Origin of the sequence: Streptomyces parvulus (assembly GCF_014648855.1) — a bacterium.
Taxonomy (GTDB): domain Bacteria; phylum Actinomycetota; class Actinomycetes; order Streptomycetales; family Streptomycetaceae; genus Streptomyces; species Streptomyces parvulus.
The window spans coordinates 86719-101824 of the sequence record NZ_BMRX01000013.1; the positions used below are offsets into that span (position 1 = coordinate 86719).

15 protein-coding genes are annotated in these 15106 nt (G+C 74.3%); 7 read left to right on the forward strand and 8 right to left on the reverse strand.

The features are described 5' to 3' along the window. Nucleotides 1-20 precede the first annotated feature (20 nt). The 4 genes from IE108_RS25415 (at nucleotide 21) to IE108_RS25430 (ending at nucleotide 4505) form a co-directional block, all read left to right on the forward strand. Nucleotides 21-812 (forward strand): ABC transporter ATP-binding protein, encoded by a 792-nt coding sequence (locus IE108_RS25415; RefSeq protein ID WP_064731095.1) that lies wholly within the window; start codon nucleotides 21-23, stop codon nucleotides 810-812. 3 nt (nucleotides 813-815) lie between these two features. Continuing rightward, a complete protein-coding gene (locus IE108_RS25420; RefSeq protein ID WP_064731094.1) occupies nucleotides 816-2126 on the forward strand; it encodes an FtsX-like permease family protein in 1311 nt (436 codons plus the stop codon). Between the two features lie 136 nt (nucleotides 2127-2262). Further along, nucleotides 2263-3120 carry an AAA family ATPase gene (locus IE108_RS25425; RefSeq protein ID WP_064731093.1) on the forward strand — a complete coding sequence of 286 codons (858 nt, stop codon included), beginning with the start codon at nucleotides 2263-2265 and terminating at the stop codon, nucleotides 3118-3120. Then, nucleotides 3117-4505 (forward strand): VWA domain-containing protein, encoded by a 1389-nt coding sequence (locus IE108_RS25430; RefSeq protein ID WP_064731092.1) that lies wholly within the window; start codon nucleotides 3117-3119, stop codon nucleotides 4503-4505. The genes IE108_RS25425 and IE108_RS25430 overlap by 4 nt, the downstream gene beginning before the upstream one ends. Before the next feature lie 4 nt (nucleotides 4506-4509). Here IE108_RS25430 and IE108_RS25435 read toward each other — a convergent pair whose 3' ends face one another. The 3 genes from IE108_RS25435 to IE108_RS25445 all read right to left on the reverse strand — a co-directional run bounded on the left by IE108_RS25435 (nucleotide 4510) and on the right by IE108_RS25445 (nucleotide 6625). Beyond that, nucleotides 4510-4869, reverse strand: coding sequence for a cupin domain-containing protein (locus tag IE108_RS25435; RefSeq protein WP_064731091.1), 360 nt, complete (start codon nucleotides 4867-4869; stop codon nucleotides 4510-4512). Nucleotides 4870-4958: 89 nt separating this feature from the next. After that, the gene (locus IE108_RS25440; protein WP_064731090.1) at nucleotides 4959-5936 is read right to left on the reverse strand and encodes a pyridoxal-phosphate dependent enzyme; all 978 of its coding nucleotides are present in this window, start codon (nucleotides 5934-5936) and stop codon (nucleotides 4959-4961) included. Continuing rightward, entirely contained in the window at nucleotides 5933-6625 is a 693-nt protein-coding gene (locus IE108_RS25445; RefSeq protein ID WP_064731089.1) for a helix-turn-helix transcriptional regulator, read from the reverse strand. Before IE108_RS25445 ends, IE108_RS25440 begins: the two co-directional genes overlap by 4 nt. Before the next feature lie 169 nt (nucleotides 6626-6794). On the opposite strand from IE108_RS25445, the gene IE108_RS25450 reads away from it, so the two are divergent. The 3 genes from IE108_RS25450 (at nucleotide 6795) to IE108_RS25460 (ending at nucleotide 11021) form a co-directional block, all read left to right on the forward strand. Further along, complete coding sequence (locus tag IE108_RS25450; protein ID WP_064731088.1) at nucleotides 6795-7604, forward strand: class I SAM-dependent methyltransferase; 810 nt, start codon at nucleotides 6795-6797, stop codon at nucleotides 7602-7604. Between the two features lie 172 nt (nucleotides 7605-7776). Further along, nucleotides 7777-9441, forward strand: coding sequence for an alkaline phosphatase D family protein (locus tag IE108_RS25455; RefSeq protein WP_064731087.1), 1665 nt, complete (start codon nucleotides 7777-7779; stop codon nucleotides 9439-9441). 200 nt (nucleotides 9442-9641) lie between these two features. Beyond that, nucleotides 9642-11021 carry an alpha-lytic protease prodomain-containing protein gene (locus tag IE108_RS25460; protein WP_064731086.1) on the forward strand — a complete coding sequence of 460 codons (1380 nt, stop codon included), beginning with the start codon at nucleotides 9642-9644 and terminating at the stop codon, nucleotides 11019-11021. Nucleotides 11022-11138: 117 nt separating this feature from the next. Here IE108_RS25460 and IE108_RS25465 read toward each other — a convergent pair whose 3' ends face one another. The 5 genes from IE108_RS25465 to IE108_RS25485 are packed head-to-tail and all read right to left on the reverse strand — an operon-like array spanning nucleotide 11139 to nucleotide 15011. Beyond that, complete coding sequence (locus IE108_RS25465) at nucleotides 11139-12239, reverse strand: serine hydrolase domain-containing protein (protein WP_064731085.1); 1101 nt, start codon at nucleotides 12237-12239, stop codon at nucleotides 11139-11141. Continuing rightward, on the reverse strand, nucleotides 12236-13156 hold the full coding sequence (locus tag IE108_RS25470; protein WP_064731084.1) for a DUF6895 family protein: 921 nt from the start codon (nucleotides 13154-13156) through the stop codon (nucleotides 12236-12238). Before IE108_RS25470 ends, IE108_RS25465 begins: the two co-directional genes overlap by 4 nt. After that, entirely contained in the window at nucleotides 13153-14097 is a 945-nt protein-coding gene (locus IE108_RS25475; protein ID WP_064731083.1) for a DUF6895 family protein, read from the reverse strand. The genes IE108_RS25470 and IE108_RS25475 overlap by 4 nt, the downstream gene beginning before the upstream one ends. Further along, nucleotides 14094-14801: a hypothetical protein gene (locus IE108_RS25480; protein WP_064731082.1), complete on the reverse strand. Its 708-nt coding sequence runs from the start codon at nucleotides 14799-14801 to the stop codon at nucleotides 14094-14096. Before IE108_RS25480 ends, IE108_RS25475 begins: the two co-directional genes overlap by 4 nt. A gap of 21 nt (nucleotides 14802-14822) precedes the next feature. Continuing rightward, nucleotides 14823-15011 (reverse strand): hypothetical protein, encoded by a 189-nt coding sequence (locus IE108_RS25485; protein WP_064731081.1) that lies wholly within the window; start codon nucleotides 15009-15011, stop codon nucleotides 14823-14825. Between the last annotated feature and the right edge of the window lie 95 nt (nucleotides 15012-15106).

Consider the following 15106-nt stretch of genomic DNA (forward strand, 5'->3'; position numbering starts at 1 on the left):
GGCGGGCCGCACGGAAGGTGATGACGATGTTCCGTACCCGCACACGCGGCGGACACGACCAGGGCCCCGCCCCCGAGGCGCTGCGGCTCGTCAAGGTGACCCGGACCTACGGCACCGCGGAGAACGCGGTGACCGCCCTGGACGGCGTCACGCTGAGCCTGGCCCGCTCCACGTTCACCGCGGTCATGGGACCGTCGGGCTCGGGCAAGTCCACACTGCTCCAGTGCGCGGCGGGCCTCGAACGGCCGGACAGCGGCATCGTGTGGGTGGACGGCGCGGAGCTGACGGGGGGCACCGAGGCGGAGCTGACCCGGTTCCGGCGCGGGCGGGTCGGGTTCGTGTTCCAGCAGTACAACCTGCTGGACACGCTGACGGTCGCGCAGAACACGGTGCTGCCGCTCAAGCTCGCCGGACGCCGCGTCGACCGCCGGCGCGTCACCGAGATCCTGACGGCGGTCGGCCTCGGGGACCGGCTGGGCCACCGCCCCGCCCAGCTCTCCGGCGGCCAGCGCCAGCGGGTCGCGATCGCCCGCGCCCTGGTCACCGAACCCCGGGTGATCTTCGCCGACGAGCCGACGGGCGCGCTGGACACGCGCAGCGCACGGCAGGTGCTGCTGCTCCTCCAGGAGGCGGTGCGGGTGCACGGGCGCACCGTGGTGATGGTGACGCACGACCCGGTCGCCGCCTCGTACGCGGACTCGGTGGTCTTCCTCGCCGACGGCCGGCCGGTGGGGCGGATGGACGCGCCGACGCCGGACGCGGTGGCGGAGCGGCTGGCCCACCTCGGCGACGACGTGACGGCGGGGGTGTGACCGATGCTGGTACTGGCCCTGCGTTCGATCCGGCAGCGCCCCGGACGGTTCCTCGCGACGCTGCTGTCCGCGTTCCTGGGCGCGGCGATCATCATGACGTTCAACTCGATGCACGACACGGCCGCGGGGGACGGCGTCGACGCGGTCAGCTCGGAGACGCTCGGTACGGCGGCGGGGGTCGTCGGCGGCTACGGGACCCTGCTGGTGTTCTTCGCGGTCGCCTCGACGCTGACGGTCAACGTGCGCCAGCGCGCCGCCGAACTGGAGCTGCTGCGCTGCTCGGGGGCGACCCCGGCGCAGATCAAGCGGATGGTCGTGGGTGAGGCGGTGGCCGTCGCGCTGGCGGGCGCCGCGCTGGCGGTCGGCCCCGCGATGCTCGGCGGGCGGGCGCTGCTGGAGATGTTCCAGGACAGCGGGCAGGTCGCGCGCTCCGTCGACTACGCCTTCGGCCCGATCGCCCTGCTGAGCGGTGTGGACATCACCCTGGTCGCCGCGGCGGGCGCCGCGTTCCTGGCGGTGCGGCGGGTGACGCGGGGCCGCGGGGAACGGGCGGGGGCCAAGCGCTTCCTCGCGTACGCGGCACTGGTCGCGGGCGCGGCAGGTGCCGGCTCGACCTTCCTGTCCTCCGCGACGGACGAGGCGCTGATGGCGGCGCCGGCCTACGGCGCGATCCTGCTGTCGGTCGGACTCGCGCTGCTGTCGCCGGGGCTGCTGCGGGGCGTGCTGGGGCGGCTGCCGCAGGCCGGCCCGAGCGTCTGGCTGGCCGTGCGCAATCTGCGCGAGCGGGCCGCGCACCTCGCCGGGATCCTGGTGGCGCTCATCCTGTTCACGGCGGTGTCGACGGCGACGCTCACCATGCAGGCGGTGGAGAGCGACGCGGTGAAGGCCTCCGGCCTGGTCAAGTCCGTCGACGCCAAGAACCTGGAGACGCTGAACCTGACCGTGGTCGGCATCATCGCGGTGTTCGTCTGCCTGATGCTGGTGAACTCGCTGTACGCGGCGACGACCTACCGTTCGCGGGAGTTCGGCCAGCAGCGGCTGGCGGGCGCGACCCCCGGGCAGGTACTGCGCGTGGTGGCCGCGGAGGGCGTGATCCTGACGCTCACCGGGGTGGTGCTCGGCACGGTGGCCGCGCTGGCCGGTGTGGTGCCGTTCACCGTGGTCCGCACCGACGCGGTGCTGCCGGACCAGTTCGCCGGGGTCTGGCTCGCGATGGTGTCGGTGACGGCGGCGGTGACGCTCGGGACGAGCCTCGCGACGGCCCGCCGGGTGCTGCGCACGCCCGCGGTGGGGGCGGTGGCGCTCGCCGCGTGAGCGGATGCGAGGGGATGAGGGGAAGCGGGAAGGGGCGGCCGCCGGACGGCCGTCCCTTCCGCCCTTTCCGTGACAGCCGGTCTGAACAAGCGCTTAGATAGGGGCGATACGCATCGCAACCGCGCTGGAGGCCCCGGTGTTCACTTCCGTCGACGACGTCTCCGCACGCCTCGCCGAGACCGGCTACCTGGCGTCGCCCGCGGTCGCCACGACCGTGTTCCTCGCCGCCCGGCTCGGCAAGCCGCTGCTGGTCGAGGGGCCCGCGGGGGTGGGCAAGACCGAGCTGGCCAAGGCCGTCGCCCGGGTCACCGACGCCCGGCTGGTACGCCTCCAGTGCTACGAGGGCGTCGACGAGTCCCGGGCGCTGTACGAGTGGAACCACGCCAAGCAGCTGCTGCGCATCAGCGCCGGCCGCGACGAGAGCTGGGACGAGGCGCGGACCGACATCTTCGGCGAGGAGTTCCTGCTCCCCCGGCCGCTGCTGACCGCGATCCGCGGGGACGACGCCAAGGTGCTCCTGATCGACGAGACCGACAAGGCGGACGTCGAGGTCGAGGGCCTGCTCCTGGAGGTGCTGAGCGACTTCCAGGTGACGGTGCCGGAGCTGGGCACCGTCACCGCGACCCGCCGGCCCTTCGTCGTCCTCACCTCGAACGCGAGCCGCGAGCTGTCCGAGGCGCTGCGCCGGCGCTGCCTGTTCCTGCACATCGGGTTCCCGGAGGAGGAGCTGGAGCGGCGGATCGTGCGGCTGAAGGTGCCGGACCTCGACGAGACCCTGGCCGGCTCCCTGGTGCGGGTGGTGGGCGCGCTGCGCGCCATGGAGCTGCGCAAGGTGCCCTCGGTCGCCGAGACCGTCGACTGGGCCCGCACCCTGCTCGCGCTCGGCGCGGACACCCTGGACGAGGCCCTCGTGCGCGACACGCTCGGCGTCGTCCTCAAGCATCAGGACGACGTCCTGCGGGCCGCGGCCAAGCTCGACCTGGACACGCTGTGACGACCGGCGTCGCCGAGCGTGTGACGTCGCTGGTGGCGTCGTTGCGGGCGCACGGCGTGCGGGTGGGCACCGGGGAGAGCGTGGACGCGGCACGCGCGGTGGAGGCCCTCGGTCTGGCCGACCGGGAACTGCTGCGCGAGGGCCTGGCGGCGACCCTGCTGCACACGGCGGACCAGCGGCGGGTGTTCGACCCGGTCTTCGACGTGTACTTCCCCCGTGGCGTCGGCGGTCCGGGGACCGGCCCCGCCGGACGGGAGGAACTGCGCGACCGGCTCGCCGCGGCGCTCGCCGACGACGACCGGACGCTGCTGGCCCGGCTGGCCGGGGAGGCGGTGGACGGGTTCGGCGCCTACGGCTCCTCCGGTGCGGGCGGCGGCCCCGGCGCGTCCGGCCCCTCCCCCGGCTCGGACGGCTGGTCCTCGCACCAGACGCTCGACCGGCTCCGCCCGCAGACGCTGCTCGCCCGGGTCCGGGACGATCTGCGGGCGCGTGGTGGCGCCGCGGGTTTCACCGACCGTCTGCTGGAGGACGAGATCCGGCGCCGCATCGAGGTCTTCCGGCGGCTGGTGGCGGCGGAGGCGCGGCGCCGGGTGGCGGAGCGGCGGGGGCGCGACGAGATCGCCCGGCGCGCCGTCGCCCCGACACCGGACCGCGTCGACTTCCTGGTCGCCGGGCAGGCCCAACTGGCCGATCTGCGGCGGACGGTGCGGCCCCTGGCGCGCAAGCTCGCCACCCGGCTGACGGCACGGCGCCGCCGCGCCTCCCGCGGCAGCATCGACCTGCGGCGCACCCTGCGCGGGTCGCTGTCCACGGGCGGCGTGCCGATGAAGCCGGTGCTGCGCCGACGCCGTCCGGTACGGCCCGAACTGGTGCTGCTGTGCGACGTGTCGGGGTCGGTGGCCGGCTTCTCGGACTTCACCATGCTGCTGGTGCAGGCGTTGCACGACCAGTTCGCCAAGGTGCGGGTGTTCGCCTTCGTCAACCGGATCGACGAGGTGACCGGGCTCCTCGCGCACGGCACCGCCGACCCGGAGGGACTGGGCGCCCGGATCGGTGCCGAGGCCCGGCTCACCGGCTGGCACGGCAGCAGCGACTACGGAGTCGCCCTGGGCGAGTTCGCGGAGCGGTACGGCGACGCGGTCGGCCCGCGCACGACGGTGTTCGTCCTCGGGGACGCCCGGACCAACATGAGCGACCCGAACCTGCCCGCCCTGCGGCGGATCACCGGGCGGGCCCGGCGCGGCTACTGGCTCAACCCCGAGCCGCGCTCCCGCTGGGGCACCGGCGACTCCGCGGCACCGGCGTACGCCGAGCTGATCGAGATGCACGAGTGCCGCAACGTGCGCCAACTCGGCGCACTGGTGAGCAGATTGCTGCCGGTGTGACGGGCTAGTCCGCCTTGGCGTACTCCTTCGCCATGGCGCCCGCGAAGTCGTACACGACGCATTGCGCGTCGCCGACGACCCAGGCGTCGTGGCCCGGCGAGCAGACGAACACGTCGCCGGGGCCGACCTCCATGTCGGTGCCGTCGTCCATGCGGACGTGCATGCGTCCCTCCACCACGTAGCAGTTGTGATGGATCATGCAGCTGTCGGTGCCCGCGATCGGCGCCACGGACTCCGACCAGCGCCAGCCCGGCTCGAAGGTGGCGACGGCGAAGTCGAGTCCCGCCATGTGCACGGCCTCGATGTGCCCGCGGGGGAAATCACGCCGCTCGTCGGGTTTGTCGAGCGTCTTCGCCTCCAGCATGACGCTCCTCCTTTCCCTGGCCTCCCCTGGGCCCACCACTCCATCGTCCGCCTGTCAAGTCGGCTGCGCCATCCGGGGGACGGGTGCGGTCAGCGGGGCGGGCCGCAGAGTTCGGCGAAACGGGCGGCGTCCACGTTGCCGCCGGAGAGGATCACGCCGACCCGGCGGGGCAGGGCGTCGATCCGGCCGGTCAGGAGGGCGGCGAGCGGGGTGGCGCCGCTGGGTTCGAGGACGGTCTTGAGGCGCTCGAAGGCGAACCGCATCGCCTCCCGGATCTCGTCGTCGGAGACCACCACGACCCCGTCGAGCAGCCGCCGGTTGACGGAGAACGTCAGCTCGCCGGGGGTGGTCAGGGCCTGGCCGTCGGCGATGGTGCGCGGCACGGGCACGGTGACGCGGCGGCCCGCCGCGAGGGAACGCCGGGTGTCGTCACCGGCCTCCGGCTCGACGCCGATCACCCGGGTGGCGGGGTGCAGCCCCTTGACGGCGGTGGCGCTCCCGGCGATCAGTCCCCCGCCGCCCACCGGTGCGACCAGCGCGTCCAGGTCACCGGTCTCCTCGACGAGTTCGAGGGCGGCGGTGCCCTGTCCGGCGATGACGTCCGGGTGCTCGTAGGGCGGGATCAGGGTGAGGCCCCGGTCGGCGGCCAGGGCCTCGGCGACGGCCACCCGGTCCCCGGTGTAGCGGTCGTAGGTGACGATCTCCGCCCCGTACCCCTCGGTGGCCGCGCGCTTGGAGGGCGGGGCGTCCTCGGGCATGACGATCACCGCGGTGGTGCCCAGTTCGCGGGCGGCGAGGGCGACGGCCTGCGCGTGGTTCCCGGAGGAGTAGGCCGCTATGCCCCGGGACAGCCGCTCCGGCGTGAGGCGGGAGGCCGCGTGGTAGGCGCCGCGGAACTTGAAGGCGCCGACCCGCTGGTGGTTCTCGCACTTGAGGAAGACCTCGGCGCCGACGAGGGCGTCCAGGGTGCGGGAGCGCAGCACCGGCGTGCGGTGCGCGACACCCTCGATGCGGGCGGCGGCGGCCCGTACGTCGTCGAGGGTGACCGGCGCGGTGGTGGTCGTCACGGATGTCCTCCGGCGGGGTCGTCGGCCCGGTCGGTGACGGCGCGGGCCTGGGAGAGGTAGTGGTAGGCGGAGGCCCGGGAGATGCCGAGCCGCGCGGCGACGTGCTCGACCGAGCGGCGTACGGCGAAGACGCCGCGCCCGTCCAGGTCGCGGAACAGCTCCAGGCGCCGGTCGCGGTCCAGCGCCGCCCAGCCGGCGCCCCGGCGCAGCGGGTGGGCGTCCACGATGGCCTCGACCACGGCGTCGATGTCGTCGGCGAAGGTGGTGGCCGGCGGGTCGGCGGGGATGCCCGCGGTCCCGGCGAGGGCGCCGAGCAGGGCGTGGGCCCGGTCCACGGCCGAGACGTCCAGGTTGACGCACAGGGCGCCGAACACCGCGCCCGTGGAGTCGCGCAGCACCATCGTCGAGGACTTCAGCAGGGTGCCGCCGTCCGTGCGCGTGACGTAGTTCAGCTCGTCGCGGGCCTCGTCGCCGCGGGCCAGGACGCGCATGCCGATCTCGCTCATCGCGCCGCCCACGGTCCGTCCGGTCACCGAGCCTGCGACGGCGACCACCGACCGCTCGGGCTCCCGGTAGTCGTGCAGGACCGCCTCGCAGACCGGCCCGAACGTGGCGGCGATGCCGTCGACGACCGGGCGCAGTGCGGCGAGGACCGCGTCGCGCTCGGCGTCCAGCGCCGTTTCGCTCATCAGGGCTCCTTGCTCCGACATCGACTGGGTTCAGACTACACGTCCAGCGCCTGGACTGGGAGTCCAGACCGCGACCTGCGCACGGCGGTCCTGTCAATGCGCTCCCGGGTCTGGCAGCCTTCCCGGCACCTCGCCTCGTCCGAACTCCTCGCACGGAGGTCGTTCCGCCATGCCCAAGGACGCCAGGTCCCCGAAGAAGCTGCGCAGCAACCGCGCGGCGCTCACGCACAAGGCCCGGTACGCGCTGAGCCACCCCGAGCGGGTCGTCCCCCACCTCCGCCGGGCCGCGCGGGACGCGTGGCTGCGGCTGCGCCACCCCGACCACGTCGGCTACTACCGGGCGGTGATGGCCTCCGACGCGCGGCGCGATCCCGAGGCCGCGGTCGGCAGCCGGTCCCACGACCGCTGGCTCGCGCTCGGCCGGATGCAGTTCGACTACCTCGTCGAGCACGGGCTGCGCCCGGAGCACCGGATGCTCGACATCGGCTGCGGCAACCTGCGCGGCGGCTGGCGCTTCATCGACCACCTCGACGCGGGCCACTACTACGGCATCGACATCTCGCCGGACATCCTGATCGCCGCCAAGCGGACCCTCACCGAGCGCGGGCTCCAGGCCAAGCTGCCCCACCTGACCCTCACCGGCGACCTGCGGCTGGACTTCCTGCCCGACGGCCACTTCGACGTGGTCCACGCCCACAGCGTCTTCTCGCACTCCCCGCCACAGGTCATCGACGAGTGCCTTGGCGGCGTGGGCCGCGTGCTGACCCGCACCGGCTTCTTCGACTTCACCTTCGACCGCACGGAGGGCGCCGAACACCAGGTGCTGCGGGAGGACTTCTACTACCGCACGGACACCCTGCTGAGCCTGGCCGCCCGGCACGGCCTGCACGCGCGGTTCATGGACGACTGGGAGAAGCGGCCGCACGGCCAGTCCAAGATCAGGGTGAGCCGCTCGCCGCTGCCGGCACCGCCGCTCTAGGGCGTGTCACCACCGGGAGCGGGCCGCCACGGGACCGGCCCCCGCGTCCGTCCGGGTGTGCGCCCGTCCGGGTGTGCGCCTCCTGTGTGATCATTCCGCACGCCCTGACCGTTTCAGGTGTTTTGTCTGCTTAGCATGCGGGGTCCCCCAGCCCCGTACGAGAGGACACCAGATGGCGCCCACGGGCCGTCACAGCGCACTGGCCGAGCACGCCTTCTCCCCGCACGACGCGGAGCTGGCCGCCGCCGCCCGGCACCTCGGCCGCAGGCGCTTCCTCACCGTGACCGCGGCCGCCGCGGCACTCGCCTTCGCCACCAACCGGCCCGCGCGCGGCGCGGTCGCCGCCCCCGAACGCCGTGCCGCCCGGATCACGAAGGACCCCTTCACCCTGGGCGTCGCCTCCGGCGACCCGCTGCCGGACTCGGTGCTGCTGTGGACCCGGCTGGCGCCGGAACCGTTCCTGGAGGACGGCGGGATGGGCACCGAGCGGGTCGCGGTGGAGTGGGAGGTGGCCTTCGACGAGTACTTCGCGGCGGTCCTGCTCCGGGGCACCGCCGAGGCGCACGCCGAGTACGCCCACAGCGTGCACGTCGACGTGAAGGGCCTGACGCCCGGCACCGTCTACTACTACCGCTTCCGCGCCGGCGCCTGGATCAGCCCGGCCGGCCGCACCCGCACCGCGCCGCCCGCGAGCAGCCCCACGTCGGGCCTGCGGATCGCGACCGTCGCCTGCCAGGCGTACCAGGACGGCTACTACACCGTGCACCGGCACGTCGCCGAGGACGACGTCGACGTGGTCTTCCATCTCGGCGACTACCTGTACGAGTACGCGGTGAACTCGGCCGGCGGCGAGCGCCGCTACACCGACGTCACGCTGCCCGACGTCTTCAACCGGGAGACGATGACCCTGGCGGACTACCGGCTGCGGTACTCCCTCTACAAGAGCGACGAGGACCTCCAGGCCGCGCACGCCGCGCACCCGTTCGTCGTCACCTGGGACGACCACGAGACGGAGAACAACTACGCGGGGAGCGTGCCCGAGAACGACGTCCCGCCGGCCGAGTTCCTGCTGCGGCGGGCCGCCGCCTACCGCGCGTACTGGGAGAACCAGCCGCTGCGCGCCGCCCAGCTGCCCCAGGGCCCGGACGCCAGGCTCTACCGGAGGCTGCACTGGGGCACGCTCGCCCAGTTCGACTTCCTCGACACCCGCCAGTACCGCTCCGACCAGGCCTACGACGACCGCCCGCACGCCCCCGGGACCGAGTCCGACGACCCGGCGCGCACCATGACGGGCGCCGCGCAGGAGCAGTGGCTGCTGGACGGCTGGCAGGGCTCGACCGCGCTGTGGAACGTGATGCCCCAGCAGGTCTGCTTCTCCCAGCGCAAGTTCGACGACACCGCCGACGCGGCCCTGTCGATGGACGCCTGGGACGGCTACCGCGCCTCGCGCGACCGGGTCGTGGCCGGGGCGAAGGGCGCCGGGATCGACAACTGGCTGATCCTGACCGGCGACGTGCACGTCGGCTACGCCCTCGACGTCAAGGAGGACTTCGACGACCCGGCGTCGGCCACCGTCGCCACGGAGGTCACCTGCACCTCGGTGGCCAGCGGCCGGGACGGCGTCGAGCAGCCCGCCAACCACGAGCTGTACCTGCGGGCCAACCCGCACATGAGGTTCTACAACGGCAAGCGCGGCTACGTCCGGGTGGAACTGGACCGCCAGGCGGCCCACCTCGACTTCCGGACCGTGTCCGCCATCAGCACGCCCGGCGCCGCCATCACCACGGCCGCGTCCTTCGTCACGGAGGCGGGCGCGCCCGGGCTGAAGCCCGCCTGAGCCCGGTCCGGCGGGCGGCCGGGGCCCGCGCGTACTGCACTTGGCACCCACCGCGTCCCCCATAGCGCGAAAGAGCGCCGCGGCCGGTATCGCCGCCGGCCTTTCCGGCAAGGCCTGTGACCTCGTCCCCGTCGCGCCGTGACCCACGGTCGCGCACCGAACACCGCTGTCCCGGACAGCCCTCGAAGGAGGCACATCGCATGGTCGGCAGACACGCCGCGCGCAGCCGCCGCGCCGCACTGACCGCGCTCGGCGCGCTCGTCCTGACCGCACTCCCCTCGGCCGCCACCGCCGCGCCGCCGCCCGCCCCGGCCCCCGAGTCCGCCGCGGCCCGGACGTCCGCGGCGGCGGCCCCGTCGGCGCGGATGCTGCGGGCGATGGAACGCGACCTCGGACTGGCTCCCGGCCTGGCGGCGGACCGCCTGGCCAACGAGACGGAGGCGGGCACCCGCGCCGGCATGCTGCGCAACACGCTGGGCGACCGCTTCGCCGGGGCCTGGGTGAGCGGCGCGACCTCCGCCGAGCTGACCGTCGCCACCACGGACGCGGCCGACACCGCCGCCATCGAGGCCGGGGGCGCCGAGGCGGCCGTGGTCGAGCACGGCCTGGCCGAACTGCGCTCGGTCAAGGAGAAGCTGGACGCCGCCGCCGTCCGGGTGCGCACCGAGCAGACGCCGGTCTGGTACGTCGACGTGAGGACCAACCGGGTCGTCGTCCAGGCCACCAGCCGGTCCGCGGCGGACGCGTTCGTGGAGAGGGCGGGGCTGGCCGGCCAGGACGTGGGCGTCCGCGTCTCCCCGAACCGGCCGCGGCTGCTGGCCGACCTGGTCGGCGGCGACGCCTACTACATCAACGACCAGGCCCGCTGCTCCATCGGCTTCTCCGTCACCAAGGACGACCAGCAGGGCTTCGCCACCGCCGGGCACTGCGGCGACCCGGGCGCCACCACCACCGGGTACAACGAGGCCGCCCAGGGCACCTTCCAGGCCTCGACCTTCCCCGGCAAGGACATGGCCTGGGTGGGCGTCAACTCGGACTGGACCGCGACGCCGGACGTCAAGGGCGAGGGCGGCGAGAAGGTGCAGATCGCGGGCTCGGTGGAGGCACTCGTGGGCGCCTCGGTGTGCCGTTCGGGCTCGACCACGGGCTGGCACTGCGGCACCGTCCGGCAGCACGACTCGACGGTCACCTACCCCGAGGGCACGGTGAACGGGCTGACCGAGACGACGGTGTGCGCGGAACCCGGCGACTCCGGCGGCCCCTTCGTCTCCGGCACCCAGGGCCAGGGCACCACGTCGGGCGGCTCGGGCGACTGCACCAACGGCGGGACCACGTTCTACCAGCCGATCAACCCGCTGCTCAGCGACTTCGGCCTCACTCTGAAGACCTCCTCGGCCGCGGCCGGGACGCCCGCGCCGCCGCAGGACAACGCGGCGGCCGACGCGTGGGCCGCGGGCCGGGTCTACCAGGCGGGCGCCACCGTGTCGTACGCGGGCGAGCGCTACCGGTGCCTGCAGAACCACCAGGCGCAGGGGGTGGGCTCACCGGCGAGCACGCCGGCCCTGTGGCAGCGGGTCTGACGGACCGGCCGCCGCCGTGCGGCGGCCGACGGGCGCGGGGCCGCCGCTCGACGCGGCCCCGCGCCCATCGGCGCGTCCGCGCCCGACTCCGCCGCGCGGAACCGCTCCGACGGCTCGCTACGTCTGCGCGAGGATCGCGTACGCGCCGGCGATGAAGGGGTCCGAGGCGCGGAAGCGCCGGCCGCACACCGCGGCCAGGGCCGTGCCGGTGTCGGGGCGGAACCCCAGGAACGCCTGCTGGCCCAGGGTCGCCCCGCTGTGGAAGTACATCGGTCCGCCGTCCGTCGGGTGGCGGAACCAGGCCACCGTGTGCACGTGCCGGTGCCCGAGGCCCCGGCGGAGCACCGGCACCCGCACGGCGCCCAGGGCTCCCGCGGCCGGTGAGGCGGCCGGGTCGAGGTGGGCCTCCAGGAAGGTGAGCAGGTCGTGCGGGGTGGACCGGACGGCGCCTGCCGCCTGGAAGGCGCCGGCGTCGAAGGGCGGAACGGGGGTGCGGCCGTCCTTGCGGTGCCCGACGGCGTCCGTGCCGGGGCCCTCGGCGCGCAGGGCGGTGTCCGCGAGGCCCAGCGGGTCCAGGACCTGACGGGTCAGCAGGTGCTCCCAGGAGGTCCCGAGGACGGTTGCGACGGCGTGCCCGAGCACGGAGACGCCGTAGTTGGAGTAGCGCCAGCGAGTGCCGGGGCGGTGCCGGGGCCGGTGGCTCAGGAAGGTGTCCGTCAGCCGTTCGGCCGGGTAGCGCGCGTAGGGGTTGGTGCTCCAGGCGGGCAGTCCGGTGCGCAGGAAGCCGGGCGGGAGGGCGGGCAGTCCCGCGGTGTGGGTGATCAGGTGGGCCAGCGTCACGGGGTGCGGTCCTGCCGGGCGTCCGGGGTCCAGGCAGGTGACGGCCGCCTCGCCGCCGATGAGCGCGCCGCGCCGCACGAGCCGGGTCAGCAGCAGCCCGGTGAAGGTCTTCGAGGCCGACCCGATCTCGTAGCGCAGGTCCTCGCGGGGGACGTCGGAGGGCGGGGCGGTGCCGCCGCCGACCAGGGTGCGCCGGCCGTGCCGGGACACGGCGAAGACGACGTCCGGTGCGTCGCAGGCGGCGACGGCCTCGGCCAGCCGTTCCCGCAGGGCGGCGTCGTCCGCCGGTGCGTCCGGGGCCCGCGGGGCGCGCGGGCCCGGCGCGGTGTCCGCGGCGGCGTCGGGGTCGCCCGGCCAGGGCGTGGGACGGCCCGTCACGAGGCGCTGTGCGCCAGCTCGCTGAGCGCGCGGGACGTGGCGAGCAGGGAGGCGAAGGCGGCGACCAGGGTCGGGTGGTAGACCAGGTCGAACAGCGTGTCGGGGTCGCCCTCGGGCATGGTGCGCAGCGCGGGCATGGCGCCGTCGGGCTGCTGGGCTGCGGCGAAGCCCCGCCAGGCGGCCTCGTCGAGGGTGGGCCGGGGCAGGCAGGCGTCGACGACGAGGAGTTCGCCGAGCAGGTCCCAGCGCTGGAGGTCCAGCCAGTCGTCGATCCACACCGGCAGCCAGGTGGCGAGGTAGCCCGCGACGTCGGGGGGCAGTCCGCCGGGGTTCTCGCCCCAGTCGGTCAGGTGGAAGACGGTGTGCGTGATGTCGTAGGCGGTGTGGCCCTCGACGGTCCAGGGTTCGGGGGTGCCGGCCAGCCAGGTGGCGGCGACCAGGTCGGCCTCGGGGGGCCGGGGGGCGAGGCCGAAGCGCCGCTGGAAGGCGGAGAGCCCGAGGCGCCGGGTCGGCGTCACCGGGAACCGGCTCCAGCTGTCCAGCCGGTGGTTGAGGACCGTGGCCCGCTCCACCTCGGGCTGGCTGTAGCCCAGCTCCTTGAAGGGCAGGTACACCTCGAAGGGGATGGTGGAGAAGGGCTCGACGCGCTGGCCGCGCACCAGCATCCGGCCGCCGTCCAGCGTCTCGCGCCAGGTGTGGTCGAGCAGTTGGCGGGCGAGCTGGGCCTGCCGGGAGCCGGCGACGCCCTCCCGGAAGAGCACCTTGCAGATCACGGCGAGTTCGCCGATCGGCTTGAAGCGCTCCAGGAAGCCGGTCTCGGGGTCCACGTCCTGTTCGAGGCGGAAGCCGTCGCGGTGGGCCCACAGCCACTCCAGCGCGCCCGCGCCGACGCCGTGGATCAGGCGGGTGTCCGTCATCCCGGCACTCCTTGTCCGGCGTGGTCCGCGTCCCGCAGCCGTGCGGTGGTGAGGGCGGCCGCGAACACGCCCATCAGGGTGGAGTGGTAACAGTCGGTGAAGTCATAGGGGTCGATCACCGGGTGCTCTCCCGCGGCGTCCTGCACGACACCCTCCTCGGGGATGGCGCCGGACGGGTCCTGGGCGGCGGCGAGGCGCAGCCAGGCCTCGTCCAGGGCATCCGGGCCGGGCGGGCGCGGCAGGCTGGCGGCGACGGCCAGCAGCTCGCAGCCGAGGTCCCACATCCGGGCCTCCAGGCACGTGTCGAGCCAGGGCGGCAGCCAGTGCAGCAGGTAGTCCGCGAGGCCGGGCGGCACGCCCTCGGGGCGGCCTCCCCAGTCGGTGACGTGGAACACGACGTGGGTGAGCGCGTAACCGGCCGCGCGTTCGAAGGTCCAGGGCTCCGGCAGTCCGCCCAGCCAGGTGCGGTCCAGTGCCTGCGGGACTGTCCCGTGCGGAGGGATGCCGCTGTGCCGCTCGGCCTCCAGGACACCGAGCCGCCGGGTGGGGTACTGCTCGGTGAGCCGCCAGCCGCGGGTCCGGGCCACCACCGCGGCGGAAGCCTCGTAGCCCGGGTGCCGGAAACCGGCGGAGGTGAAGGCGGCGTAGACCTCCAACGGGTAGGTGGCGAACGGCTCCAGCGACTGCATCAGCGGGAACAGCTCGCCCTCCCGGGTCTGCCGCCAGGCGAAGTCCAGCAGGTCCGACACCCGCGCGCGCACCGGGTCGGACGGCGGGGTGCACAGCGACACCGAGGCGCAGACCCGGGTCAGCTCGCCCAGCGGCTTCCAGGTCCGGTTGACCTGGCCGTCGGCGGCCAGCGCGTCCTCGCCGAGGGCGAAGCGGTCGCGGTGGGCCCACACCCAGTCGAGGGCCGCCTCCTCGACGGCCCGCACGTTCACAGGAGTACCGCGGCGGGCATCAGCCGCGCCGCCTCCAGCTGGAGCGCCACCCGCGGGTCGGAGCCGCCCATGAGGCGGACGAAGTCGAGGCCCGCTTCGAGGCCGAGGGTCTCCGGCACCCCGTCCAGGAGGGTGAGCCAGCGTCCGGCCCCGGCCGCCTGCTGCCAGTCCCGGCGGCGCACCGCGCGCACGAAGCCGCGGGCGACGTCCACCGGGCGGCGCCGTGCCACGCGGGTCACCGCGCACTCCTCGCCGGGCAGCGCGAGCGGCGCCAGCACGGCGAGCTGATGGGTCAGCACCTGCCAGCCGGCCCGGTCGAGCCAGTCGGCGCCGGGTTCCGCACCGGGTTCGCCGGCGGGCGGACCGGCCAGGGGCTGGTCCAGCCGGCGCAGCGCGCGGGCCATGGCCCAGTGGCTCCATACGACGGCGGGGGCCGCGTCGGGACGCGGCGGATGGGCCGTCACGGCGTCCTTGAACACCGCGAGTTGCCCGGGGTCGGGCGGAACGCGCAGCAGGACGGCGGGCAGCAGCGTGTCGGCGCCCAGAACGCGTACCGCCGCACGCGCGACGCCCTCGCCGGCGCCGCCGGTCGTCAGGGTGCTGCCCGCTCGCACGTGGTCTCCGCTCCGAAGAGCGGAGACCACGTCGGAAGCGAGGTCCAGCACCGTGCCCTGCAGGAGGGCCGATGTGCTCGACTGCTCCATCTCAGTGCTCCCGTCGGTCCGTCAGCCCTTCTTCGGGCGCGGGGTCGGCGGCGAGAGCAGCAGGTTGCCGGCTCCCGACTGGAGGGCGAGCGCTGCGCACTCACGGCTGTCACGGAAGACTCCGTCGGGCTCGGCGGGGTCGAGTACCGCGTCGATCTCGATGTTCTCGGTGCGGGTGACTTCCTTGAGCACCTTGTCCTTGGAAGGCATTTCACCATCTCCCTCTGGTAGCCAAATGGCCTTCACACCCAAGGGTGTCCGGTGAGTCCCAAAACATGCCTCTCTTCTCAAAATTCTCAGAAGAT